Origin of the sequence: Pseudomonas fluorescens (assembly GCF_012974785.1) — a bacterium.
GTDB lineage: Bacteria > Pseudomonadota > Gammaproteobacteria > Pseudomonadales > Pseudomonadaceae > Aquipseudomonas > Aquipseudomonas fluorescens_BT.
Window position 1 is genome coordinate 4,601,891 of sequence record NZ_CP027561.1, and the last position, 24,409, is coordinate 4,626,299.

A 24,409-nucleotide genomic window follows, 5' to 3' on the forward strand; every position below is an offset into this window, starting at 1 on the left:
GCCGTCCAAGGTTTCCCACGAACTCAATCACCTTGCTCTGACCACCCTGATTTGCAGATGCCGTCTAAGCTCTGGAGGGTCGTTCGCCCTGGTTCACGGAGGATTAAATATGCTGTTGTTGTGGATACTGGTTCTGATCGTCGGCGTGGCGTATCTGGCCCACCGACGCATCGCCCCGCTGCCTGCACTGGGCATCGTTGCCGCTTACCTGTTAGCGATGGGGATTTTCAGCCACGCACCGGGCTGGTTGCTGCTGATCTTCTGGGTCGTGCTGGCCCTCGTGGCCGCCCCGCTGCTCTTACCTGACCTGCGCCGCAAACACTTCACCGCGCCGCTGTTCAGTTGGTTCCAGAAAACCCTGCCACCGATGTCGCAGACCGAACGCGACGCGATCGACGCCGGCACGGTGTGGTGGGACGGCGAACTGTTCAGCGGCCGTCCGGACTGGGACAAGCTGCTGTCCTATCCCAAGGCGCAGTTGAGCGACGAGGAACAGGCGTTCATCGACGGCCCGACCGAAGAGCTCTGCGCGATGGTTACCGACTGGCAGATCGGCCAATCGATGGACCTTCCACCCGAAGCGTGGACTCACATCAAGGAACACGGTTTCTTCGCCCTGATCATTCCCAAGGAGTTCGGCGGCAAGGGATTCTCTGCCTACGCCCACTCCCAGGTGGCGATGAAACTGGCGACCCGCAGCGGCGACCTCGCCTCCACCGTGATGGTGCCCAACTCCCTCGGCCCGGCCGAACTGCTGCTGCATTACGGCACCGACGAACAACGTAATCATTACCTGCCGCGACTGGCCCGGGGCGACGATATTCCGTGCTTCGCGCTGACCGGTCCACTCGCCGGCTCCGATGCCGGCGCCATGCCTGACACCGGGATCATCTGCAAAGGCCAGTGGGAAGGCCAGGAAACCCTCGGCCTGCGCCTGAACTGGGAAAAACGCTACATCACCCTCGGCCCGGTCGCGACCTTGCTTGGCCTCGCCTTCAAGGCCTATGACCCGGATCACTTGCTTGGCGACAAGGAAGACCTGGGCATCAGCCTGGCATTGATTCCGACCGATACTCCCGGCGTGGAAATCGGTCGTCGCCACTTGCCGCTGGGTGCGGCGTTCATGAACGGCCCAAATTCCGGCAAGGACGTGTTCATCCCGCTGGATTTCCTCATCGGCGGCCAGGACATGCTCGGCAAAGGCTGGATGATGCTGATGAACTGCCTGTCGGTCGGGCGTTCGATCTCGCTGCCGGCGGTGGGCACCGGCGCGGCCAAGTTCACCAGTCTGGTGACCGGGCAGTACGCGCAGATTCGTGAGCAATTCAACGTTCCACTGTCCGCGTTCGAAGGCATTCAGGAAGCCATGGCGCGCATCGGTGGCAACGCCTGGATGATGGACGCCGCAAGGATGCTGACCGCCAACGCAGTGGATCTGGGCGAGAAGCCTTCGGTGCTGTCGGCAATCCTCAAGTACCACCTCACCGAACGCGGTCGCGAGTGCATCAGCCACGCCATGGATGTGCACGGTGGCAAGGCGATCATCATGGGTCCGAACAACTACCTGGGTCGCAGCTGGAACGGCGCACCGATCTTCATCACGGTGGAGGGCGCGAACATTCTTTCGCGCAACCTGATGATCTTCGGCCAGGGCGCGATCCGCTGCCATCCGTTCGTGCTCAAGGAAATGGCCCTCGCCGGGCGTGAAGACAAGGATCAGGCACTCAAGGAGTTCGACGGCCTGCTGCTCAAGCACATCGGATTTGCCGTGAGCAACGCTGCCAGCACGCTGGTATTGAACCTTGGTTTCGGCCACTTCGAACACGCACCGGGAGACAAGCTCAGCCAGGGTTATTTCCGCGCGCTCAACCGTCAGGCTGCCGCGTTTGCCATGCTCGCCGACCTGAGCATGATGCTGCTGGGTGGCGAGCTGAAGCGCCGCGAACGGCTGTCGGCCCGTCTGGGCGATGTGCTGAGCAACCTGTATCTCGCCTCCGCAGCGCTCAAGCGTTATCACGACCTTGATTCCCCGGCGTACATGGAACCGCTGTTCACCTGGGCCATGGAAGAAAGCCTCGGCCAGTCGGAAAAGGCACTCGATGAACTGCTGACCAACTTCCCGAACCGGGTCTTCGGTTGCCTGTTGCGGGTGATCGTGTTCCCGTTCGGTCGCCGCCACAAAGGCCCGTCAGACAGACTCGGTGCCGAAGTGGCCGCCGTCATCGGTCGGGCCAAGGGCGATCCGGCGCTGGAAGAACTGCTTGCCGGCTGCTATCGCCCACAATCGGCGGATGACGCAGTCGGTGCTCTGCAACATGCCTGCGATCAGTTGAACGCTGCGCAACCGCTGCACAAAAAGCTGCATACGTCGCTCAAAAGTGGCCAGGTCAAACCGGTCGCCGGCGAACACGCCATCGATGCGGCACTGGAAGCCGGCGTGCTGCAAGCCGTGGAAGCCCAGACCCTGCGTGATGCCGAAGCGGCGCGGCGCAAGGTGATCGATGTCGATGACTTTGACAAAGAGGAACTGAAACCGGCGCTGGGGAAAGTCCGCTGATTCCTTCAATCAGTGAAAAACGGGCGCAGGGGCTTTATACTCCCGCGCCCGTTTTGCTCTTGAGGACTTATCTCGTGTCCAATGTCGTTGCCGATCATCTGGTTTTGCTCGACCACCTGCGCAGTATCCTGGTCGCCGTAGGTGAGGCCGATCAGGTTCCCGAAGAAAGCCATGCCCTGTTCCTGGAGCGTTTCGACGAACTGCTGGCGTCACTGCCGATCGAGCCGATCGAAAGCCAATACCTGGGCCAGGACATCCTGACTCAAGTGATTACCCGCTATCCGCAAATTGCCCACCTGATCCCGCGGGATCTGTTGTGGTTCTTCGCCGGCGACTGCCTGCACTACCTGTCCGACGAAGAAATCGACCTGTATCAGACGCTGGAAGAGCGCCGTTACGAAGCCGAACAGAACGACGAACCGTTCGACTGGAACCAGGAAAAACAGCTGCTGGCGATGTCCGCCCAGGACAGCAAGCACTGATTTTCGCCCGATAAAAAAAGGCCCGCATGGTGATCCATGCGGGCCTTTTTCATGTAGTCAAAGCAGCCCTTCACTTTCAGGCAGTTCGTACTCGGCCAAGGCTTTTGAAACAGTGGATTTTCCCGGTTTGCTCAATGTCGGCTCTTTCTCCAGACACTCCACCAGATAATCAATGAACACCCGCAGCTTCGGTGGCAGATAGCGTGTCGGCGAGTGCAGCAACCATAACCCACCGTGATAAGACGCCAGGAATGTCCAGTCCGGCAGGACTTGCACGACCAGCCCCTGTTCCAGGGCATAACGAGCCGTGAAATACGGCAGGCTGCCGATACCGATGTGCTGCAGAACAGCCCCAAGGCGCACGCCGGTGTGATTGGCGGCATACCGGCCACGCACGCCGACCGTCACGGCTTTGCTGCCCTTCTTGAATTTCCAGCGCGCATCGCTCGGGGTTTCGCCCAGATAGATGCAGCTGTGATTGAGCAAGTCATGGGGATGAGTCGGTGTGCCATGTTCGGCCAGGTATTGCGGGGTCGCGCAGAGCAAATGGTCGATGGTCAGCAACTGTCGCCCGACCAGCCCTGCCGGCGGCCGCTCCGTAATCCGAATCGCCAGATCGACATGATCGTCGATCAGGTCCACTTGTCGGTCTTCCAGCAGCAATTCCACATCGACCTTTGGATAGCGACGAAGAAACTCCGGCATGTGCGGATGAATCACGAAGCGCCCGACCGCTTTCGGCACGCTGACCCGCACCAGTCCCTCGGCTTCGTGGGTGAACTGACCGCTGATTTCCATTACTGACCGGGCCGCACTGACCATTTCCTGACAGCGCTTGAACACTTCTTCTCCACCATCGCTCAAGCGCAATTTGCGTGTGGTGCGTTGCAGCAACCGTGTGGCCAATGCCTTCTCCAGCCGGGAAATGCTGCGACTGACCGCCGAGGGCGACGAGCCCAATTGGCGAGCGGCTTCAGAGAAGCTGCCGGTCTCCACGACCTTGACGAAGATCGCCATTTCACCGAGCAACGGCAGAGGGAGATTTATGCTCACAGCGCAACAGTCCTTTGATGTTTGAACGGATTATCACGTTATTGCACGATTCATATAATTAAAAAAGAAACTTTAATAAGGGCATGGAATATGACGCTCCGCCTCTTTTTCCATAGTGATGACCTCAAGGCCAATGTGGAAGTCCTCGACTGCACGCCCCACGAGAACGAATTCGCCGTGGTGCTGCGCGCCACGTTGTTTCATCCGCAAGGGGGCGGGCAGCCTTGCGATACCGGCTGGATTGGCGATGCACAAGTCCTGCGAGTCGTACAGGAACCGGACCGGATCATTCACTTCGTCGACCAGCCGGTGCCACTGGGCATGACCCAGATCCGCATCGATGAAGAGCGTCGTCGCTTCAACACCCGTATGCATTCCGCCGGTCATCTGATCGGCCATTTCGTTCAAGCCATGGGCTGGATGCCGATCAAAGGGCACCATTGGCCTGACGAAGGGCGTGTGCAATTCAAGCCCGGGGATTCGGCTCAGGAAGTCGACGCGCAAACCGTCCAATACGGCATCGGGCAATGGATCGAACACGATCTGCCACGCCTGACGTCCCTGCGCGAAGGCGCGCGGGAAATCGGCTTCGGTGAACTGCCCGCCTATGGTTGCGGTGGCACCCATGTACGCAGCCTGAAGGATCTGGGCACAGTCACGATCGCGTCCCTTTCGCAGAAGAAGGGCACGTTGTCCGTCCACTACAACGTGGATTGAGGATTTCGGGCGCTGCCAGATGCAGCGTCCGACGCCGGGGGAACCGCGCTCGCCGGTTCCGTTGACTACTCGTTAGATGGACCTGAAACCATGATGCTTGACGTCGAGCGTCTCGATGAGACGTGCATAAAAAAACTGGCCAACGAAGAAGTCCTCGCCATCCGCGTCAAAGGCTTCTTGCCTGAAGACCAGGCGATCCGGATTGGCGACAAGATCCTCGCCCCCGGCTTCGAAGGGTATATCAACGCCCCCAGCATCGGCCGCATCGGCATGGCGTTCTACGAGGCGGAAAACCAGCCGCTGCTGATCGAGGACTACTTCGAGCGCGCCACCAGCAACATTGCCGAACTGCGCAACCGCTGCGCACCCTACTCCTCGCCGATCGACACCCTGCGCTGCATGCTCGACGAATCCTGGCCGGCGGGCGCCCATCTGGAAAACCTGTACGGGCGCAAGATGTATGTCGGCCTGTCACGGGTGGTCAAACCTGGCGTCTGCTTCCTCGCCCACCACGACATCTTCGCCAAGGATGCGCCGGAGAGTTTCCAGGCCCGTAGCCTGGAGGCGCAATTCGCCTGCAACGTCTACCTGAACATGCCGACCGAGGGTGGCGCGTTGCAGATGTGGGAAGACGACATTTCACCGGACCGCTTCGACGAAATGCGCGGCGACAGCTATGGCATCGACCCGATGCTGCTTGGCCCGCCAGCCCTCGAAGTACGCCCGGAGCCGGGGGATTTCATCATGTTCAATTCGCGTCGCATGCACTCGGTAACACCGGGTGTGGCAGACCCGCGCTTGAGCCTTTCTTTTTTTGTCGGCTATCGCGGTAATGCATCACCCCTGACTTTCTGGAGCTGAAATGACATCGAATTATCTGGGCGAATTTCTGGCACTGGCTACCATTCACTTTCTGGCCGTGGTCGCTCCCGGCCCGGACTTCGCCGTGACCATCCGCCAGAGTGTGCGTTTCGGTCGACTGGTCGGCATCTGCACGGCACTGGGCATCGGCGCAGGGATTTCCGTGCACGTGCTGTACACCCTGCTGGGTGTCGGTGCCTTGATGCACACCACGCCCTGGCTGCTGACGGTGGCCAAGGTCGTGGGCGGTGCCTACATTTTTTACCTCGGCATCAGCCTGATCCGCAGCAAACCCAAGACAACACTCGAAGGCGAAAAGACAACCGATGAACCGCTGGTCGAGCAATCGCTGTTCAAGGCGTTCTCCACCGGTTTCCTGACCAACGCCACCAACCCCAAGGCCACACTGTTTTTCCTGGCGATCTTCACCACGATCATCAGCGCCAGCACACCGTTGGAGATCCAGGCCCTGTACGGATTGTGGATGTGCGGCGTGAACGCGTTGTGGTTTGTGATCGTCGCGCTGTTCTTTTCAAGCAGCAAAGTGCGGGTGCTGTTCATGCGCATGGGGCATTGGTTCGAGCGCAGCATGGGGGTGATCCTGATCCTGTTCGCCGGGCGACTGGTGTTGTCGATGTAAATACGCAGCTCGAAGAAGCCCGGCCCAGACAGATCGGACGGGCTTTTACGATTCTGCGCCGCTTTTGCATTTCTGTGCGACGCGTCCCACTTCGGGGGCTCCCCTATCACTTGCTTGTGGTGTTAGTTTGCGAAACCGTCTGACACATCGATCAGATACTTCCTACTCACCACCTGCAAAGGAATGCCCTTAGCAATGGACTTTTCGCTCAAGCAACTGGCCGCATCGACCCTGATTCTGGCCAGCCTTTCGTGCGTGACACTGCCCGCACACGCCAACATCACACCGCAGCAAAGCGCGACCATCCTCAAGACATTCAGTGATACCAAGGTCAGCGATTTCCGCCAGTTCCTCGGCGAATTGGCCAAGAGCGATCTGAGCAAGACCGACGACCTGCGCCCCTCCATCAGCGCCTTTCTCGACAACAAGCCCCTGACCGCCGAACAGCAAAACGAAATCTATCGCCTGCTCGGCCTCTACACTCGAGCGAAATACGGCAAAGCCGCTCTGGAAACCCTGCGCGAACTGGTGGAGATCCCGACGGATCGCAAAGAGGGTGTTGCCCAGCACGAAAATCCTGAATTCATCAAGATCGCCGCCAAGATCAAAAGCCTCGCCGAGTCTTTCGGCCTGAACTACCGCAACATCGACAACCGCGTCTACGAAATCTCCCTCGACGGCAGCGGCAAAGAAGTCGTGGGCATTCACGCGCACGCCGACGTTGTACCGGTGACACCGGAAAACTGGGTTCTGAAGGACGGCACCAAGCTCGACCCGTTCAAGGTCACGCTGATCGGCGACCGCATGTACGGCCGCGGCACCGAGGACGATAAAAACGGCATCGTCGTGACGCTGTATGCCATGAAGGTGATCAAGGAAGAGAAGCTGCCACTGGCGCGCAATTTCAAACTGCTGGTAGACACCACCGAAGAAACCACCGGCGACGCGATTCCTTACTACTTCGAGCGCAACCCAACGCCGGAGTACAACCTTGCACTGGATGGCGGCTACCCGGTGGTGATTGCCGAAAAAGGTTACGGCACGGTCATGGCCAAGTTCGCAAAACGCAAGGCCGAGGGCAAAGGCGCGGAAATCATCTCGATGACTGGCGGTATGGCGACCAACCAGATTCCATCGGTTTCGCTCATCACCCTGGTGACAGACAAACCTGCCGAACTGGCCGCCAGCTTGCAAAAGGCTGGCACTGAATACGCCAAACAACATGGCGGCGATTTCGAAGTGAATGCCAAGGTCGATGGCAAAGACGTGAAACTCAGCGTAACCGGCGTTTCTGCGCACTCCTCCGAGCCTGAATCCGGTGTCAACCCGGTCGCCCGCATGCTGGACTTCATCCACAGCGTGGATGGCAAAATCGCGTTCAAACACAACCACATCACCGATGCTGCCCGTTACGCCGCCGACAACTGGGGTCTGGACTACAAGGGTAGCAAGCTGGGCGTCGGTTTCGCCGATGACTTCATGGGCCCGTTGACCACCTCGCTGACGTACGTCGGCATGGATGACAAGACCTTCAAACTTGCGGTCAACCTGCGTGTGCCGAAGGGCAAGTCGCCGGAAGTGCTCAAGACCGAAATCGCCGACAAACTGGCGGCCTGGAGCAAGAAAACCCACGTCGCGGTCAACTTCGATTACTCAATCGCCGAGCCGATGTACCGCAACCCTGAAGGCGAGTGGGTCAAGGCGCTGCTGGCCGTGGCCACCGAAAACCTGGGCATGAAACACGAATTCGGTACGTCGGCCGGCGCCACCTCGGTGCATGAACTGCCTAACGGCGTGCAATTCGGCCTGGCACGACCTGAGGTCAAGTACACCGGCCACACCGATGGCGAATTCAAGACCGTTGACCAGTTCTTGCTGGACCTGCAGATCGTTACGGAAATGATGGGACGGATCGGGCAACTGCCGAAGCTCTGATCGCGTATCGGGTCCGCCACATGGGCGGGCCCACAAAAAAAGGACCGCGAGGTCCTTTTCTATTGCCTGACAAAAAACGCACAAACAAAAACGCCGCTCATCACTGAGCGGCGTTTTTGTTGAATATGGAGCGGGAAACGAGACTCGAACTCGCGACCCCGACCTTGGCAAGGTCGTGCTCTACCAACTGAGCTATTCCCGCAATGGCGTCCCCTAGGGGACTCGAACCCCTGTTACCGCCGTGAAAGGGCGGTGTCCTAGGCCACTAGACGAAGGGGACAGGCTACAACTTTCACTAATAAAAACGCCGCTCTTTGCAAAGCGGCGCTTTTTGAATTTGGAGCGGGAAACGAGACTCGAACTCGCGACCCCGACCTTGGCAAGGTCGTGCTCTACCAACTGAGCTATTCCCGCAAATGGCGTCCCCTAGGGGACTCGAACCCCTGTTACCGCCGTGAAAGGGCGGTGTCCTAGGCCACTAGACGAAGGGGACACGCTACCCGGAACACATGGTGTGTGTTTCGGTGTCCAGATCCGCATCCGAAGACTTGGTTCTGGTTTCACTCAGCACCGCCCGAAAGCACTGCCGTTTAAAATTGGAGCGGGAAACGAGACTCGAACTCGCGACCCCGACCTTGGCAAGGTCGTGCTCTACCAACTGAGCTATTCCCGCATTGGCGTCCCCTAGGGGACTCGAACCCCTGTTACCGCCGTGAAAGGGCGGTGTCCTAGGCCACTAGACGAAGGGGACACACTACAACATTCACTCCCTGCCGCGTTTCGCTGTGAGCTTTACGCTGCAAGTGGCGCGCATTCTATGGATGGATTGGAAGGTCGTCAACCCCCTGATATAAATTTATTTAAATCAATGACTTCGAACCGCTTTGCAGGCCGAATCGGACTTTTCCGCTGCCCGACGATTGACGCCTATATTCCGACACTCGCCAAGGCGCTATAGTCCACGGCACAGGTGATGGCAATCTGCACCCCAAGGGCCAGCATTTATATAAGCAGGCCTGCGGCCGATACAGATGAAGCTTCGCTGATCCAACCCGTCGAGCGGCGCTAGGCTCCTATATGCCAAGCCACTACACTCGCACGTGAACCCTATAAAGAGGTCTTACCGGTGACACCACTCATGATCACCCTGCTAGTCATAGCCGGGATTGCAATCTTGATCGCCATTGGCTACATGAACCATGTGGTGGAAAACACCAAACTGGAGAAGGCCCGCACCAAGGTCGAACTCAACGACCGCCTGCGCCGTTGTGGCGAGCTGACCGAAACCTTCCCCGGCCAGTTCATGACCCCGGCCCTCAAGCTTTTGATGACCCGCCTGGAACTGAACGTCTGCCAGCGCCTGCTGAACCTGGAAAAAACCAGCGCTACCGTCAAGGCCCGCATCACCGAACTGAGCGCTCTGGTCGCCCAGGGCGAATCGATCCCGGTCAACAACCCGCCGGCGCCGATCCAGACCGAAGCCAAGGCCAAGGACGTCCGCTTCCTGCTCGAAGCCCTGCACGGCCAGATCACCCGCGCCGCCCAGGACGGTTTCCTGCCACCGAACGAAGCCAAGCACTGGATTCGCGAAGTCCGCCATATCCTGGTGCTGCTGCACATCGAGTTCTTCAACAACCTCGGCCAGCACGCCCTGCAACAAAACCAGCCAGGCCAGGCCCGCCTTGCCTTCGAACGCGGCGTGCAGTACCTGCGCAAACAGCAGGACCCGCAGATCTACGCCGAACAACTGCAATACCTGGAAAAACTGCTGGTCCGCGCCAACGCGCAGGTCATGGACAAGATTGCCCCGGTCGAAGGCGAAGAAAACCAACTGACTGCCGGCCTCAAAGATGTCGAGGCTGATGCGGACTGGAAGAAGAAAGTGATTTACGACTGAGTGCAGATGTTGAGAGAAGCCACCGAGAGGTGGCTTTTTTATTGGCCGCTGGAAAGATCCAAATCAAAAGCGCCCTCACCCTAACCCTCTCCCGGAGGGAGAGGGGACTGACCGAGGTGTTTGGGAGAGGTACGCCGACGTGAGATACCGAGTCGAACTCGGTTTTTGAAACGCATGCAACTCGACTCCTGCTTTGGCTTTAGCTTTGGCTTTCACCACTCAACACGATGAGCGTTAGCTCGAGTACCGCTTTTGACGTGCCGGCCCCATCGGAAGGCTGAGTGGAGGGATTTATCCGGGGGTGGGAGCGCAGCGACCGTGCGGCGAAGCCGCATGCATCGAGAGGAGGTGCAGCGAAGCAAACCGTAGGCGATGCCCCCGGATGAATCCCGGAACGAAGGAACGCCGAGCCAAAGCGAGGTGCCGAACGCCGGGGCCCAGACCTTTGGTTCCTTTGGGGCGTTTGCCAAAGGGACTCGCCGTAAGGGCGAAACCGTCAGCCGCAGCACCCGAAGCAACGGATATTCACACCAAACAACCAGCAACCTGGTCGGCCCAAAGGCCGCCAAGGTCAAATCCAAATCAAAGCCGAAAGTGCCCCACCATCCCCTTGAGCTCACTCCCCAACTGCGCCAGCTCAACACTCGAAGCCGCATTCCCGCGCATCGCAATCGACGACTGATCCGCACTCGCCCGAATACTGGTCACACTGCGATTGATCTCCTCGGCCACCGAACTCTGCTCCTCGGCCGCCGCCGCAATTTGCTGGTTCATCTGCTGAATCAACGAAACCGCCGCCGCAATACTCCCCAGCGCACTTTCGGTCTGCAGCGCATCGCTCACCGCCAGCTTCACCAGCTCGCCACTGCTCTGGATCTGCTGCACCGACGAATGGGCTGCCGAACGCAAGGCACTGACCAGCCGCTCAATCTCTTCGGTCGACTGCTGCGTACGCCGTGCCAGCGCCCGTACCTCGTCGGCAACCACCGCAAACCCCCTGCCCTGCTCGCCCGCCCGCGCCGCTTCAATCGCAGCGTTGAGTGCCAGCAGATTGGTCTGTTCGGCGACGCTCTTGATCACTTCGAGCACCGTGCCGATGTTCTGGATTTCCGCACTCAGGCTTTCGATGCTCGAGCTGGCCGACGTCGCCGAATCCGCCAACTGCTCGATCCGCGCCATGCTCTGACGCACCACCTGCTGACCGCTCTCGACCTTGCCGTCGGCGGTCTGCGCCGCAAGCGCCGCTTCCTCGGCATTGCGTGCCACGTCGTGGACGGTGGCGGTCATCTGGTTCATGGCCGTGGCGACCTGCTCGGTCTCCTCTTTCTGGCTGCTGACTTCGAGGTTGGTCTGCTCGGTCACAGCCGACAGCGATTGGGCCGAGCTGGCCAACTGCTCAATGCCCGCCTGCAACCCGCTGACAATGCGGCTCAGGCCCGCGCCCATCTGCTGCATGGACAGCATCAATTGACCGATTTCGTCACGACGGGTGACTTCCACCGTCGCACTCAAGTCGCCGTCAGCAATCCGCTGAGCGACCCGCATCACGCTGCGCAACGGCGCGACGATCAGCCGGGTGATCAACCAGGCCGCAATCAGCCCGACCAGCAGCGCCAGCGCCGACGAGCCGATGATCAGCACCGAGTTCTTTTTCAACTCGGCCTGCATCGCGACATCTTGGGCGACATACGCCTGATCGACTCGCTCCACCACCTGCGCAGCACGCTGGTGCAATTGTTCGGACACGGTTTTTTCTTGAGCGAGCAGTCCGGTGTACTCGGCGAGCTTGTCATTGAAACCGGCGATGTGGCCTGACACCTCATTGAGGACCGTCAGATAGCCCTCATCCTTGACCGTGGATTTCAACTGTTCGGCTTGCGTCTGGGCCTGGGCGGCCTGTTCGATATTGCCCTTGGCGCTGTCGTCGCCCTTGCGGCTCTGATCCAGGCGCACCCGGGCTTCATTCATGGCCTGGAGCATCAGACGCGAAACCTGGCTGACCTGGCTGGCCTGCTCGATGAACTGCGCCCCATCCTTGCCTTCGCTGTCTTTCAGGGTATAGGCGCCATCATCGGCGAGCCCGGCCTGCAGGACGTCAAGGTTGTTGGCGACGCTGGAAACCGACCAACTGGCCATTTCCAGCGCCAGATCCTTGGCCTGGGTCAGCGAAACAAATTCATCGAACGCCTTGCGGTACGCGCCCAACGACTGCTGGACGTCGTTCATGCCCGATTCATTGCCCGGCGACAAAGCCTTGAGTTGGTCGGCCATGGCGATCAGGCCATCCACACCTTCATGCAGGGCATCGACCGTTTTCGGGTTGCCGTGCAGGGCGTAGTCCCGCTCCAGCAAGCGCACATTGAGCAGACCGCTATTGAGCGAGGACATCTGCTTGAGCCCGCCGAAGCGCTGGCTGATGGTTTGCAGGGACCAGACGCCAATGGCCGCCACCAGCGCGGTCAAAAGCAAAACCAGCACAAACCCGATACCCAGTTTTTTCGCCATACCGAGGTTGGCAAAACGTCCTTGCACGGCCGAAATCATTGCGCGTAGTCCTCTGCCAAAGTCTGTTGCCGAAGAGTCGCAATGGCCATGAACCAGCACAAGACTCTGGCGTCGGAATAATGGCAAAAAGCTAGGTCCGCGTCGTTTTCAGAACACTTGAGGTCGATCCACGACTGTACTGCGAAAGAACTGCCGTGCCCTCGGATCACAGGCATAGGCGATATTGATCCGCTGCCAGTCGCAGGCTTCGCCACCGGGCCTGAACGATGCTCCGCAGGACAATTGCACGCCAAAGTGCAAGGCCTGCCTGCGCAAGTGCTCTTCATTTGCCAACGGCGAACGGGCCCAGATGAACAGGCCGCCCGTCGGCTTGCCGAACACTTCCCAATCGGCATCCTCCAGCGCCTGAAGGGCTGCGGCACGATCGGTATTGAGCCGCTGACGCTGGCGCTGCACCAGCTTGCGATAGGCGCCACTGGCCAGCAGCGTTGCCAGTACTGCCTCGCTGAACCTCGAGGTGCCCATGCAACTGATCATCTTGACCCGTGCCAGTTGCTCGATCACCTCGAAACCGGCCAGCACGAAGCCTACCCGTAACGAGCTGCTGAGTGTCTTGGAAAAACTGCCGACATAGATCACCCGCCCTTCATCGTCCAGCGCCGCCAGTCGCGTGCCGCTGCCATTGTGCAGATCGGCAAAGACGTCATCTTCGATCAGCCGCAGGTCGTAGGTTTTGCTCAATTGCAGAATGCGACGCGCGACCGCCGGCGTCAGACAACTTCCGGTGGGATTGTGGTGATGACTGTTGATGAACATCGCCGCCGGCCGGAATTGCCGCAGCAGAATCTCGAGCGCTTCGATGTCCGGCCCGCCGGGTGTGCGGCTGACCTCCAGCATGCGCACGCCGTGCAGCCGCAGGAGATCGAACAGCGGTGCGTAGCCCGGTGTCTCGACCACCACACAATCGCCGGCCCGAAACAGGGTCCGCACGATCAGGTCAAGCGCGTGGCTGGCACCGGTCGTGGTCAGCACGCGATCGTCATCAGCCTTGATTTCCAGCAACCCGAGGCGTTTGACGATTTGTTCGCGCAACGCGGGGAGCCCCAGGGGCGTGTTGTAGTTGAACAGACTGAACATGTCGGCGCGGGCCACCTGACGGATCGCGTAGCTGAGATCGTCAGGTTCTCGCCAGCTCTGCGGCAAGACACCATCACCCAGTTTCAGGCCTGCACGCCATTGCGGATCCGTATCACAGCCGCGGTGTTCGCCCGCGAAAGCCGGACTGTCAAAGGCCTTGCAACACACTGGCAACGCGCTTGCGACCATGAAACCGGCACCCTGCCGTGAGGCGAGAACGCCCTGCGCTACCAGACGCTCGCAGGCTTCCACGACATTCGACTGGCTGAGCAGATTCGATCGCGCGATTTGCCGTACTGAAGGCAGGCGCGTCGTCGGCGGTACCTGACCCCGCACGATCCACTCGGTCAATCCATCAACAATCTGCTGTACGACCGGCACCATTGCCTGTCGGTCAATTCTCAATTCCATGAGTGGCCAAACTCCTGTCCGTTTTACTCGCGGCAGTAAATCACAGCCGCGTCGGTCAGGCTGTGCGACAACGCCGTCAAAAGCCACCGTTCTAACCATTTGAAACACAATGTTTATCAATCACATGGAGCCGGGCGCAGGCGAAAAAAAACCCGCGAGCGGGCGGGTCTTTTTCCTGCAACAACGGATGCCTTTTCAGAACGCGGTCACACCCCCGTCCACGGCCAGTGAATGGCCGGTGGTGAACGCTGCACCATCGCTGCACAGGTACAGCACGGCACTGGCGATTTCCTCGACCTTGCCGATACGGCCGACGGGGTGCATGGCGTTGGCGAATTCGCCTTTCTTCGGGTCGGCCTCATAGGCGCGACGGAACATGTCGGTATCGATCACTGCCGGGCATACGGCGTTGACGCGGATTTTCTTCTTGGCATATTCGATAGCAGCCGATTTGGTCAGGCCGATCACCGCATGCTTGGAGGCGGCGTAGATGCTCATCTTCGGCGCAGCGCCCAGTCCGGCCACCGACGCGGTGTTGACGATCGCCCCGCCACCCTGGGCCAGCAGCAACGGCAACTGGTACTTCATGCACAGCCATACGCCTTTGACGTTGACGCCCATGATTGCGTCGAACTCATCCATCGAGCCCTCGGCCAGCTTGCCTTTCTCGATTTCGATGCCGGCGTTGTTGAAGGCATAGTCGAGACGGCCGTAGGTCTTGATCACCTCGTCCATCAGATTTTTCACTTCGCTCTCGACGGTCACATTACAACGCACGAAGGTCGCTTCCCCTCCGGCTGTACGAATCAGCGCCACGGTGCCCTCGCCCCCGGCCGCATCCAGATCGGCCACCACCACTTTCAGACCTTCGGCGGCGAAAGCCTGGGCCGTCGCGCGGCCGATGCCGTTGGCCGCGCCGGTGACGACGGCTACCTGACCGGAAAACGTCATGCTCATTGTTATGTCCTCGAATGCGGGGGAATTGATGAAGGCAGCATAGCCACAGGGGCCTGAGTGACGTCAGCACTATCAAAAGGCCGGTTAGCCTTTCATGAATCGCAGTGATGAAACCCCGCAGGGGACTATCACCGTACTGGATCAACCTGCATTCGCCCCGTGAGCCAACCTTGCGGCATCGTCCATGAAGGTCTATCAACAAGGCTTCATTCAATTCGAGTGCCTGTCATGACCAACCAGACCAATCGCCAGTTCCTGCTCGCCAAACGCCCGGTAGGCGCCGCCACCCGCGAGACCTTCACCTATCAGGAAGTACCGGTCGGCGAGCCGGCGGCGGGGCAGATTCTGGTCAAGAACGAATACCTGTCCCTCGATCCGGCCATGCGCGGCTGGATGAACGAAGGCAAATCCTACATCCCGCCGGTGGGTCTGGGTGAAGTCATGCGCGCGCTGGGCGTAGGCAAAGTCATCGCGTCAAACAATCCGGGGTTCGCGGTCGGGGACTACGTCAACGGTGCCCTGGGCGTGCAGGATTATTTCCTCGGTGAGCCAAGAGGTTTCTACAAGGTCGATCCGAAACTGGCACCGCTGCCGGTTTATCTGTCCGCACTGGGCATGACCGGCATGACAGCCTACTTCGCCCTGCTCGATGTCGGCGCACCGAAGGCCGGCGACACCGTGGTGTTGTCCGGCGCTGCGGGCGCGGTCGGCAGCATTGCCGGGCAGATTGCCAAGATCAAAGGTTGCCGGGTGATCGGCATCGCCGGCGGCGCAGACAAGTGCAAGTTCCTGATTGATGAACTGGGTTTTGACGGCGCCATCGACTACAAGAGCGAAGACGTACTCGCCGGACTCAAGCGCGAATGCCCGAAAGGCGTGGACGTGTATTTCGACAACGTCGGCGGCGACATCCTCGACGCCGTACTCAGTCGTATCAACCTGAAAGCACGCGTGGTGATCTGCGGCGCCATCAGCCAGTACAACAACAAGGAAGCGGTCAAAGGCCCGGCCAACTACCTGTCGCTGCTGGTCAACCGCGCGCGGATGGAAGGTTTCGTGGTGATGGATTACGCCGCGCAGTACGCCAGCGCCGCCCAGGAAATGGCCGGGTGGATGGCCAAAGGTCAGCTCAAGAGCAAGGAAGACATCGTCGAAGGCCTGGAAACCTTTCCGGAAACCCTGGGCAAACTGTTCAGCGGAGAGAACTTCGGCAAGCTGGTATTGAAAGTCTGAAAACAAGGAAGGGAGCCATCGGGCTCCCTTCCTTGATGCTTCAGCTGTTCGCTCAGGCCAGTTCGGCAACCACCGAGGCCAGCGCCTTGGCCGGATCCGCCGCCTGGCTGATCGGACGGCCGATCACCAGATAGTCGGAACCGGCATCCAGCGCCTGACGCGGGGTCAGGATGCGACGCTGGTCGTCCTGGGCGCTGCCGGCCGGACGAATCCCCGGGGTCACCAGTTGCAGCGACGGGTGTGCGGTTTTCAGCGCAGTGGCTTCCAGCGCCGAGCACACCAGACCGTCCATCCCGGCCTTCTCGGCCAGTGCCGCCAGACGCAGCACCTGCTCCTGCGGCTCGATGTCCAGACCGATACCCGCCAGATCCTCACGCTCCATGCTGGTCAGCACGGTCACGCCGATCAGCAGGGGTTGCGGGCCGCTGCGCTTGTCCAGCTCTTCACGGCAGGCCGCCATCATGCGCAGGCCGCCGGAGCAGTGAACGTTGACCATCCACACCCCCATCTCGGCAGCGGCCTTGACCGCCATCGCGGTGGTGTTGGGAATGTCGTGGAATTTCAGGTCGAGAAACACTTCAAAACCCTTGTCACGCAGGGTGCCGACGATTTCCGAGGCACAGCTGGTGAACAGTTCCTTGCCCACTTTGACCCGGCACAGTTTCGGGTCCAACTGGTCGGCCAGCTTCAGTGCGGCGTCACGGGTGGGGAAATCCAGGGCGACGATGATAGGAGTCTGGCAGGCGGACATGGATGGGCTCTCAGGCAAGTCGAAATCGGCGCGCATTGTAGCGGAACCGGCGGCGGCGCGGCACCCGATGATCGGTAAATCGTCGCGCCGGACGTGATCAGCATAGCCTTGCCGGGTATTGTGTCGAAGCCGATACACAACCGACACGCCGACAACATGCGTCCGCGCTAGCCTCGCCAGCCGCAACATGTCCTTACAGCAGCCCTTCCCGCCTCACGGCCGGACGCCTATGCTGAAACCACAACCTCGCAGCCTATCTTTGTGGTTGGCGGCCTACTGGCAGATGAACAGCCTCATGCACAATTCCCAAGCCTCCGTGAATGAAGAGCAGAAAGACGACAAGCGCTGGAGCATCCGGGCCCTGATCGTCGACGATGACGTGCCGATCCGCGAACTGATGATCGACTACCTGGCGCGTTTCAACATTCACGCCAGCGGCGTCACCGACGGCGCAGCCATGCGCCAGGCGATGCAGGCCGAACATTTCGACGTGGTGGTACTCGACCTGATGCTGCCCGGCGAAGACGGCCTGTCGCTGTGCCGCTGGCTGCGCGCAGAGTCTGACATCCCGATCCTGATGCTCACTGCGCGCTGCGAACCGACCGACCGCATCATCGGCCTGGAACTCGGCGCCGATGACTATATGGCCAAACCGTTCGAACCCCGCGAGCTGGTGGCGCGGATCCAGACGATCCTGCGTCGGGTGCGCGACGACCGCACCGAACAGCGTGCGAACATTCGCTTCGACAACTGGCGCCTGAACAGCGTCCTGCGCCAGTTGATCGCCGACGATGGTCTGGTGGTGCCGCTGTCCAACGCCGAATTCCGCCTGCTCTGGGTGTTCATCGAACGTCCGCGCCGGGTGCTCAGCCGCGAACAACTGCTGGACGCCGCCCGTGGCCGTTCGATCGAAGCCTTCGACCGCAGCATCGACCTGCTGGTCTCGCGCCTGCGGCAAAAACTCGGCGACGACCCGAAAGCCCCCCAACTGATCAAGACCGTACGCGGTGAAGGTTACCTGTTCGACGCACGGGACATCGGCTGATGCGGGCGCGCTTCGACACGCTGTTCGGCCGCCTGTTTGGCGTGCTGTTCGTGGCGATCGTCCTGGCGCACCTGTTGGCCTTCGCCTGGTTCCACCATTACGGCCCGCCTCCGCCCCCTCCGCCGCCGGAATTTTCCCAAGGCGTCGAAGGACAACGTCCGACACCAGATCCGCGCTTCTCCCATCGACCGCCGCGCCCCTGGTTCGGCGGGCCGCTGGTGCCACTGACCTTTCAGTTCATCTCACTGATGATCGCTGCGTGGTACGGCGCCAAACTCTTGAGCCGGCCGATCCAGCGTCTGAGCGACGCCGCCGAACGCCTCAGCGAAAACCTCGACAGCCCGCCGCTGGATGAATCAGGCCCGCGAGAAGCCCGACAGGCCGCTCACACCTTCAACCTGATGCAACAGCGGATTCGCGAACAGGTTCAGCAACGCGCACGAATGCTCGGCGCCGTCTCCCACGACCTGCGCACGCCACTGTCGCGGCTGAAACTGCGCCTGGAAAAGATCGACGACGACAAGCTCCAGGGCCAGATGCGTCAGGACCTGAACGACATGATCGGCATGCTCGACGCCACCCTCACCTACCTGCACGAACAGCGCACCAGCGAAGCGCTGCAGATGATGGACGTGCAGGCGCTGGTCGAATCACTGTGCGAAAACGCCCAGGATCAAGGCGCCGACGTACAGGTCAGCGGCCACTGCGCGCCCTTGCAGGTGCAGCCGATGGCACTGCGCTCGTGCATCAACAACCTGATGGACAACGCCCTGCGCTACGCCGGCCAAGCTCACATCGAACTGCAGGATCAGCGCGAACACCTGCTGATCCGCGTCATCGACCACGGCCCGGGCATCGCTGCGGACAAGCGTGAAGCGGTGTTCGAACCGTTCTTCCGCCTGGAAGGCTCGCGCAACCGCAACTCCGGCGGCGTGGGCCTGGGCATGACCATCGCCCGGGAAGCCGCGCAACGCCAGGGCGGACAACTGAACCTCGAAGACACCCCCGGCGGCGGCCTCACCGCCGTAATTCGCCTGCCCCGCCACTGAAGCCGACTGTGTACCGCCCGGTACAAAATCCACATACCCACGACACCTCCCGCCTTGACGCTGCATAAGCCGGTACACAAACCGGTTTTCCAGCCCAAGGAGAGAGCCCGATGATCGGTAGCGTGAGCAACTACACGAGCTACACCAGCACCAGCAGCACCACCACGCAAAACGCCCGCAGCCAGCAACTGCAAAAAGAACTGTTCGCCAAACTCGACAGCAACGGCGACAGCGCGGTGGATCAGGACGAACTGAGCAGCGCCCTGTCGCAAAAATCCAATGACGGTTTGCTGGTCAACCTGAGCAAACAATTCGGCGACCTGGACAGCGACAGCAACGGCAGCCTCAGCGCCGAAGAAATGGCCGCCATGGCCCCACCGCCACCACCCGACCACAACCAGGCCCCCAATACCGACCTGGCCGACGCCCTGATCAAAGCCCTCGACACCGACGGCGACGGCGCCATCAGCGGCGACGAACTGAGCAGCGCGTTGCAGGCCAGCGAAAGCACCTCGTCCTCCAGCAGCGATAGCAGTGCGGCGCTGCTCAAGGTACTGGATAGCGACAGCAGTGGTGGCGTGAGCAGTGACGAGTTGAAGGTGGCGTTACAGGCGGGGCGCCAGCGTCCGGGCGATGAACAGACTGCCAGTACTACTCAAACCACGACCGAAGCACTGAACCGGATGATTGCCAATCTGAGCAAGCAGTATTCGCTCGGTGGAACGGCGTCGGTGGGCAAGTATTTGAATGTGGCGACTTGAAGTAATGCGGTGAAGTGATCGCTGGGCGATCAGAGCTTGCCAGGTTAGTCGTTTGCCTTCGTTTTGCGGGGTGTCAATGAAAGCCACCCCCCACCCTAGCCCTCTCCCATAGGGAGAGGGGACTGACCGAGTTGTTTGGGAGAGGTACGCCGACGTGACATACCGAGGTGAACTCGGGTCTTTAAAAGCACACATCCCGCACCGGCCTCCTCTACCTCTACCTCTACCTCTGCTTCTGCCTTGGCTTTGGCTTCCCACCACTCAACACGATGAGCGTTAGCTCAAGTACCGCTTTTGACGTACCGGCCCCGTTGAGAGGCTGAGTGGAGGGATTTATCCGGGGGTGGGCGCGAAGCGCCGTTTGGCGAAGCCAAACACATCGAGAGGAGGTGCAGCGAAGCAAACCGTAGGCGATGCCCCCGGATGAATCCCGGAGCGAAGGGACGCCGAGCCACAGCGAGGCGCCGAACGTTGGGGCCAAGCCTTTTGGTTCCTTTTTGGCGTCTGAAAAAGGGACTCGCCGTAAGGGCGAAACCGCCAGCCGCAACACCCGAAGAAACGGATATTCACCCAAAACAACCCAAAGCCTGGCCGGCCCGAAGGCCGCCAAGGCTAACCTTCAACGCCGATCCTCAACCCGAGCCTGACTCTTGCTCCAATCCGTCAACAAACTATAAGCAACCGCCAAAAGCGTAGGCCCGATAAACAACCCGATAAACCCAAACGCAATCAACCCGCCAAACACCCCGAGCAACACAATCACCAGCGGCAGATTCCCGCCACGGCTGATCAGATACGGCTTGAGCACGTTATCCACACCACTGATGATGAACGTCCCCCAGATTCCGAGAAATACCGCCATCCCGTACTCGCCCTTCCAGGCCAGCCAGGCCGTGGCCGGAATCCACACCAGCGGCGGCCCCATCGGAATCAGACTGAGCAGGAACGTCACGATCCCCAGCACTAAAGCCCCCGGCACCCCGGCAATCAAGAAACCGATCAGCGCCAGCACCGCTTGCGCCGCCGCCGTACCGATCACCCCGTTGACCACCCGCTGCACCGTACCGGCCACCAACTCGATGTAATACCCGGCACGATCACCGATCAAGCGCTCCAGCAGACCGTGCACGAACGCCGCCAGCCGCGGCCCGTCACGGTAGAAAAAGAACACGAAGACAATGCTCAGGGTCAGCTCGAGAATCCCGCCGCCGATCTGCGCACTGCGCGCCAGCAGCCAGTTGCCGACCTGCCCCAGATAAGGCTTGAGCGATACCATCAGCGCCGCCCCCTGCTGATCGACGCTGTTCCAGAACCCGACCAGCCGCTCCCCCACCAGCGGAATCGTGCCGAGCCAGGCCGGCGCCTCCGGCAGGCCATCAACCTGCACATCCTTGATGAACACTGTGGCATCGCGCACGTGATCGGCCAGGTTGAACCCCAGCCATACCAGCGGTGCCGCCACCAGCAACATCCAGCCCAGGGTCAGGATGCCTGCCGCCAGTGATTCGCGGCCACCGAGCCAGCGCGTCAGCAGAAGCATCAACGGCCAACTGGCGAACGCCAGCACCGCGCCCCAGAACAGCGCCGACCAGAACGGCGCCATCACCCAGAAACTGGCACCGAACAACACCAGCAACAGGATCTGCACCAGCAGACGATCATTATTGGGCATGTGAAATCTCGAAAAAGTCAGTCAGGCAAAGAGTAGGCGAACACGCCGGGCGTGTCCGCCAGAGACACCTTATCGCAACAGATCGATGCGCAGGCCGGCACCTTCGACATTGCCGGTCTCCATGCGTGCCGCGCGCACACCCTGCGCGATCAGCGCCTGACGCCAGGCTTCGGCTTTGAGCCCGGAAACCGTCACCCGCAAAGTGGTGTCGAGGTTCAGGCCACGAGACAGCAGACGCAGCCAGGTGTCATCCGGATCACCGGCCAGTTTCGGCAATTTCAGCTCACCGGTGTCTTTCAACTGGCGCAACAGGGTCGCGGATGTCGGCAGCAGCTCACCCAACGGCGTGGCGGCCTCGAATTGCTCGACGTGCAGATAGGCTTTGCGATTGCCGCGAGTGATGCTGTACAGCGCCACCAGCGTGTTGTCGCGAGGTGCCGCCAGCCTCAGCAGCAGATAGGCCTGCTGCTCGTCGGCGCCGTACAGCTTGGCATTGCCGAATACCTCGTTGGCCCACAGGCTGCTTTCGCCGCAATCCCTGGCCTGACACCAGAACAACAGTTCAGCGTCCTGTTTTTGCAGGGCCTCGCGGGCGACGGTGAAGGCTTCGTTGGCGGAGTGTTCGGGTGGCAGTTCGTAGGTGACCGAGGTGGTCTGCCCCCGGGCGCCGACCTGACCGTCGAAACGCAACTGGCCGCTGATCTTGCGGATCGAGCCCATCGGGTAGATCCGCTCCAGCGTCGCGGCCGGGCGATAGTCAACGATCTGCGCATCGGCCAGACGCGGCACGATCGGCAGATCCTGACTGCCCGGCAGGTCGGCAGCGAGCAACACGGGACTGAAACAGCACAGCGCCAGCAGACTGAAAGATCGCATGGACAGGCTCATCGGATCGGCATGGCCGGAGCGTCTTTCTGGCTATTCGGGTTCGCAGCGGTGTAGAAATCCATTGTGGTTGTCTCCCATTTCAACCCGCCCAGCCTCGACAGTTGCCCGGGGCAAGTCAAGGAATGGCGAAGAACCGATTGAAACAGTCTGCGACAAGGACCGCACCCGACTCGTCGTTCAGGTGCAAATGGTGCCCGCCGGGCAGCTGTTCCCGGCTAAAGGGTAGACGTTCCAGCAGCTCTGGATGCTTGGCCAGCATGCCGTCGGCCGCCACCACCAATTGTGCAGGACAGGCGATCCGCTGGATGAAGGCCATCGCCTGCTCCTGGGTCAGACGCAATGGCGATGGCAGGGTCAGCCGGCTGTCGGTGCGCCAGGTGTAACCGCCGGGCACTGGCATCAGGCCTCGTTGCGCCAGCAGTTCGGCGGCCTCCCGGCTGACCGCCACCAGGCCTTTCATGCGCACTTCGATGGCCCGGTCGAGGGTGGCGTAGACCGGTTTGCGTTTTTCTCGCAAATCAAGCTGCGCCTGCAGGGCCATGCCCATGCGTTCGGCGGCGTTTTCGCCTTTATCCGTGGGAGGAATCACCCCGTCGATCAATGCCAGATGGGTGATGCGCTCCGGCAACGACCCCGCCAGCACCAGTGAAACTATCGCCCCCAGCGAATGGCCGAGCAGGCCGAAGCGCTTCCAGCCCAATTGTTCGGCCACTTGCAGCACGTCATAGGCGTAGTCCCACAACGCGTAACCTGCGCCGACCGGACGATGCCCCGAATGACCGTGGCCGGCCATGTCCAGCGCAACAATGCGCAAGCCTTCAAGTTTGGGCGCAAGGCGGGCGAAGCTGTTGGCATTGTCCAGCCAGCCGTGCAGGGCGATCACCGGCAACCCGTCTTCCGGGCCGAAAATATGCGCCGCCAGTTCGATATGCGGCAGGCTCAGGCGCACTTCCTCGACCACAGGGCTCATGCACAATCCTTTTGCTGGCGGTTTTCCCAGCGACTGAACAGTTTTTTCAGCAGCTGCGCGGTGTCCTGCGGACGTTCAAGGGGAAACATGTGACCGCCCGGCACTGTGAGCGACTCGCCCTGAGGCAGACGGCCGACGAACCGGGTGTGATGGTTCATCACCACACGACTCTTGTGCCCGCGCACCACCGCCAGCGGCACCTTAAGCTGCCGGGTACGCCCGGGACTGGTGTGCGGCACGCCTCGATAGATGCTGATCTCGGTGGCCGGATCGAAGCGCAGGCGCAACTTGTCACCGACCTTGTGCAAACCGTGTTGCAGGTAGGCGTCGAAGCACTCGGGATCGAAGCCGCGGAACAGGGTCTTGCCGGCAAAGTAGCTGCGGGCACTGTCAAGGTCGGCGAACTCTTCACGCCGCCCCAGGGTGCGACCGGCCGGGGTGAGTTTGTCGATGAAACCAAAGCGTTTGGCAGCGCGGATCACCCATTGATCGGTGCGGGTCAGCACTGGCGAATCGAGCATCACCACCCCGCGATACAGCTCCGGGCAACGCAGTGCGGCGTGCAGATGCAGCATCCCGCCGAAGGAATGGCCAACGCCCCACACCGGCTCCTCCTGCTGCTGCAGGTGATGAATCAGCTCGTCGACCAGGTGGTACCAGTTGTCACCCGCCGGGAAACGCGGATCGTGGGCATGTTGCTCCAGATGCGTCACCCGGAACTCGGGCGCCAGCGCCGAGAACAGCTTGCCGTAGGTGCCCGACGGGAAACCGTTGGCATGAGCGAAAAAGATCGGTTGCGACATACCGGTAAATCCATGAGCGGTAAACAGGCGTTGATTGTCCGCAAGACCGCGTTGCACAGCAATGACCGTAACTGCCAGGAATGAT

20 protein-coding genes, 6 tRNA genes and 1 pseudogene are annotated in these 24,409 nt (G+C 60.6%); 11 read left to right on the forward strand and 16 right to left on the reverse strand.

The annotated features are described in order from the left end of the window. Positions 1-109: 109 nt before the first annotated feature. Both C6Y56_RS20775 and C6Y56_RS20780 read left to right on the forward strand, forming a co-directional pair. Entirely contained in the window at positions 110-2,557 is a 2,448-nt protein-coding gene (locus C6Y56_RS20775; RefSeq protein WP_169431450.1) for an acyl-CoA dehydrogenase, read from the forward strand. A 74-nt stretch (positions 2,558-2,631) separates the two neighbouring features. After that, entirely contained in the window at positions 2,632-3,039 is a 408-nt protein-coding gene (locus C6Y56_RS20780; protein ID WP_169431451.1) for a PA2817 family protein, read from the forward strand. Between the two features lie 57 nt (positions 3,040-3,096). Here C6Y56_RS20780 and C6Y56_RS20785 read toward each other — a convergent pair whose 3' ends face one another. Next, positions 3,097-4,092: a LysR family transcriptional regulator gene (locus C6Y56_RS20785; protein WP_169431452.1), complete on the reverse strand. Its 996-nt coding sequence runs from the start codon at positions 4,090-4,092 to the stop codon at positions 3,097-3,099. A gap of 90 nt (positions 4,093-4,182) precedes the next feature. Here C6Y56_RS20785 and C6Y56_RS20790 point away from each other — a divergent pair, with 90 nt between their 5' ends. The 4 genes from C6Y56_RS20790 (at position 4,183) to C6Y56_RS20805 (ending at position 8,245) form a co-directional block, all read left to right on the forward strand. Then, positions 4,183-4,809, forward strand: coding sequence for an alanyl-tRNA editing protein (locus tag C6Y56_RS20790; protein WP_169431453.1), 627 nt, complete (start codon positions 4,183-4,185; stop codon positions 4,807-4,809). Between the two features lie 90 nt (positions 4,810-4,899). Beyond that, complete coding sequence (locus C6Y56_RS20795; protein WP_169431454.1) at positions 4,900-5,670, forward strand: 2OG-Fe(II) oxygenase; 771 nt, start codon at positions 4,900-4,902, stop codon at positions 5,668-5,670. A 1-nt stretch (position 5,671) separates the two neighbouring features. After that, on the forward strand, positions 5,672-6,310 hold the full coding sequence (locus C6Y56_RS20800; RefSeq protein ID WP_169431455.1) for a LysE family translocator: 639 nt from the start codon (positions 5,672-5,674) through the stop codon (positions 6,308-6,310). A 195-nt stretch (positions 6,311-6,505) separates the two neighbouring features. Then, entirely contained in the window at positions 6,506-8,245 is a 1,740-nt protein-coding gene (locus tag C6Y56_RS20805; protein ID WP_169431456.1) for a dipeptidase, read from the forward strand. 126 nt (positions 8,246-8,371) lie between these two features. On the opposite strand, the gene C6Y56_RS20810 is transcribed toward C6Y56_RS20805, so the two are convergent. The 6 genes from C6Y56_RS20810 to C6Y56_RS20835 all read right to left on the reverse strand — a co-directional run bounded on the left by C6Y56_RS20810 (position 8,372) and on the right by C6Y56_RS20835 (position 8,996). Next, positions 8,372-8,447 (reverse strand) — tRNA-Gly (locus tag C6Y56_RS20810). A 2-nt stretch (positions 8,448-8,449) separates the two neighbouring features. Next, positions 8,450-8,525, reverse strand: a tRNA-Glu gene (locus C6Y56_RS20815). Positions 8,526-8,583: 58 nt separating this feature from the next. Further along, positions 8,584-8,659: transfer RNA gene (locus tag C6Y56_RS20820), tRNA-Gly, on the reverse strand. A 3-nt stretch (positions 8,660-8,662) separates the two neighbouring features. Continuing rightward, a tRNA-Glu gene (locus tag C6Y56_RS20825) sits at positions 8,663-8,738 on the reverse strand. 104 nt (positions 8,739-8,842) lie between these two features. Next, positions 8,843-8,918, reverse strand: a tRNA-Gly gene (locus tag C6Y56_RS20830). Between the two features lie 2 nt (positions 8,919-8,920). After that, positions 8,921-8,996 (reverse strand) — tRNA-Glu (locus tag C6Y56_RS20835). A gap of 387 nt (positions 8,997-9,383) precedes the next feature. Between C6Y56_RS20835 and C6Y56_RS20840 the strand changes: the two genes are divergently transcribed. Beyond that, positions 9,384-10,142 carry a hypothetical protein gene (locus tag C6Y56_RS20840; RefSeq protein ID WP_169431457.1) on the forward strand — a complete coding sequence of 253 codons (759 nt, stop codon included), beginning with the start codon at positions 9,384-9,386 and terminating at the stop codon, positions 10,140-10,142. A gap of 582 nt (positions 10,143-10,724) precedes the next feature. Here C6Y56_RS20840 and C6Y56_RS29620 read toward each other — a convergent pair. The 4 genes and pseudogenes from C6Y56_RS29620 to C6Y56_RS20855 form a co-directional block, all read right to left on the reverse strand. Continuing rightward, positions 10,725-11,606, reverse strand: a complete 882-nt coding sequence (locus C6Y56_RS29620) for a methyl-accepting chemotaxis protein (protein WP_423815183.1) — start codon at positions 11,604-11,606, stop codon at positions 10,725-10,727. Between the two features lie 27 nt (positions 11,607-11,633). Then, positions 11,634-12,686, reverse strand: a pseudogene (locus C6Y56_RS29625) (methyl-accepting chemotaxis protein); the annotation flags it as partial. Positions 12,687-12,794: 108 nt separating this feature from the next. Next, positions 12,795-14,195 (reverse strand): PLP-dependent aminotransferase family protein, encoded by a 1,401-nt coding sequence (locus tag C6Y56_RS20850; RefSeq protein WP_169431459.1) that lies wholly within the window; start codon positions 14,193-14,195, stop codon positions 12,795-12,797. Between the two features lie 195 nt (positions 14,196-14,390). Beyond that, a complete protein-coding gene (locus tag C6Y56_RS20855; protein ID WP_085710959.1) occupies positions 14,391-15,152 on the reverse strand; it encodes an SDR family oxidoreductase in 762 nt (253 codons plus the stop codon). A gap of 228 nt (positions 15,153-15,380) precedes the next feature. On the opposite strand from C6Y56_RS20855, the gene C6Y56_RS20860 reads away from it, so the two are divergent. Continuing rightward, on the forward strand, positions 15,381-16,385 hold the full coding sequence (locus C6Y56_RS20860; protein ID WP_169431460.1) for an NADP-dependent oxidoreductase: 1,005 nt from the start codon (positions 15,381-15,383) through the stop codon (positions 16,383-16,385). Positions 16,386-16,437: 52 nt separating this feature from the next. On the opposite strand, the gene pyrF is transcribed toward C6Y56_RS20860, so the two are convergent. After that, positions 16,438-17,136: an orotidine-5'-phosphate decarboxylase gene (pyrF, locus tag C6Y56_RS20865; RefSeq protein WP_065258867.1), complete on the reverse strand. Its 699-nt coding sequence runs from the start codon at positions 17,134-17,136 to the stop codon at positions 16,438-16,440. Positions 17,137-17,431: 295 nt separating this feature from the next. Between pyrF and C6Y56_RS20870 the strand changes: the two genes are divergently transcribed. From C6Y56_RS20870 to xopAW, 3 genes are all read left to right on the forward strand, one after another. Next, a complete protein-coding gene (locus C6Y56_RS20870) occupies positions 17,432-18,181 on the forward strand; it encodes a response regulator (RefSeq protein ID WP_169431461.1) in 750 nt (249 codons plus the stop codon). Continuing rightward, positions 18,181-19,230 carry a sensor histidine kinase gene (locus C6Y56_RS20875; protein ID WP_169431462.1) on the forward strand — a complete coding sequence of 350 codons (1,050 nt, stop codon included), beginning with the start codon at positions 18,181-18,183 and terminating at the stop codon, positions 19,228-19,230. The genes C6Y56_RS20870 and C6Y56_RS20875 overlap by 1 nt, the downstream gene beginning before the upstream one ends. A 110-nt stretch (positions 19,231-19,340) precedes the next feature. After that, positions 19,341-19,991: an EF-hand domain-containing protein gene (xopAW, locus tag C6Y56_RS20880; protein ID WP_169431463.1), complete on the forward strand. Its 651-nt coding sequence runs from the start codon at positions 19,341-19,343 to the stop codon at positions 19,989-19,991. A gap of 619 nt (positions 19,992-20,610) precedes the next feature. Here the strand turns inward: xopAW and C6Y56_RS20885 are convergent. The 4 genes from C6Y56_RS20885 to C6Y56_RS20900 all read right to left on the reverse strand — a co-directional run bounded on the left by C6Y56_RS20885 (position 20,611) and on the right by C6Y56_RS20900 (position 24,324). After that, positions 20,611-21,663 (reverse strand): AI-2E family transporter, encoded by a 1,053-nt coding sequence (locus C6Y56_RS20885; RefSeq protein WP_169431464.1) that lies wholly within the window; start codon positions 21,661-21,663, stop codon positions 20,611-20,613. 69 nt (positions 21,664-21,732) lie between these two features. Further along, positions 21,733-22,539 carry a DUF4892 domain-containing protein gene (locus C6Y56_RS20890; RefSeq protein WP_169431465.1) on the reverse strand — a complete coding sequence of 269 codons (807 nt, stop codon included), beginning with the start codon at positions 22,537-22,539 and terminating at the stop codon, positions 21,733-21,735. A 127-nt stretch (positions 22,540-22,666) separates the two neighbouring features. Next, positions 22,667-23,521, reverse strand: coding sequence for an alpha/beta hydrolase (locus C6Y56_RS20895; protein ID WP_169431466.1), 855 nt, complete (start codon positions 23,519-23,521; stop codon positions 22,667-22,669). Continuing rightward, positions 23,518-24,324 carry an alpha/beta fold hydrolase gene (locus tag C6Y56_RS20900; protein WP_169431467.1) on the reverse strand — a complete coding sequence of 269 codons (807 nt, stop codon included), beginning with the start codon at positions 24,322-24,324 and terminating at the stop codon, positions 23,518-23,520. The genes C6Y56_RS20895 and C6Y56_RS20900 overlap by 4 nt, the downstream gene beginning before the upstream one ends. Between the last annotated feature and the right edge of the window lie 85 nt (positions 24,325-24,409).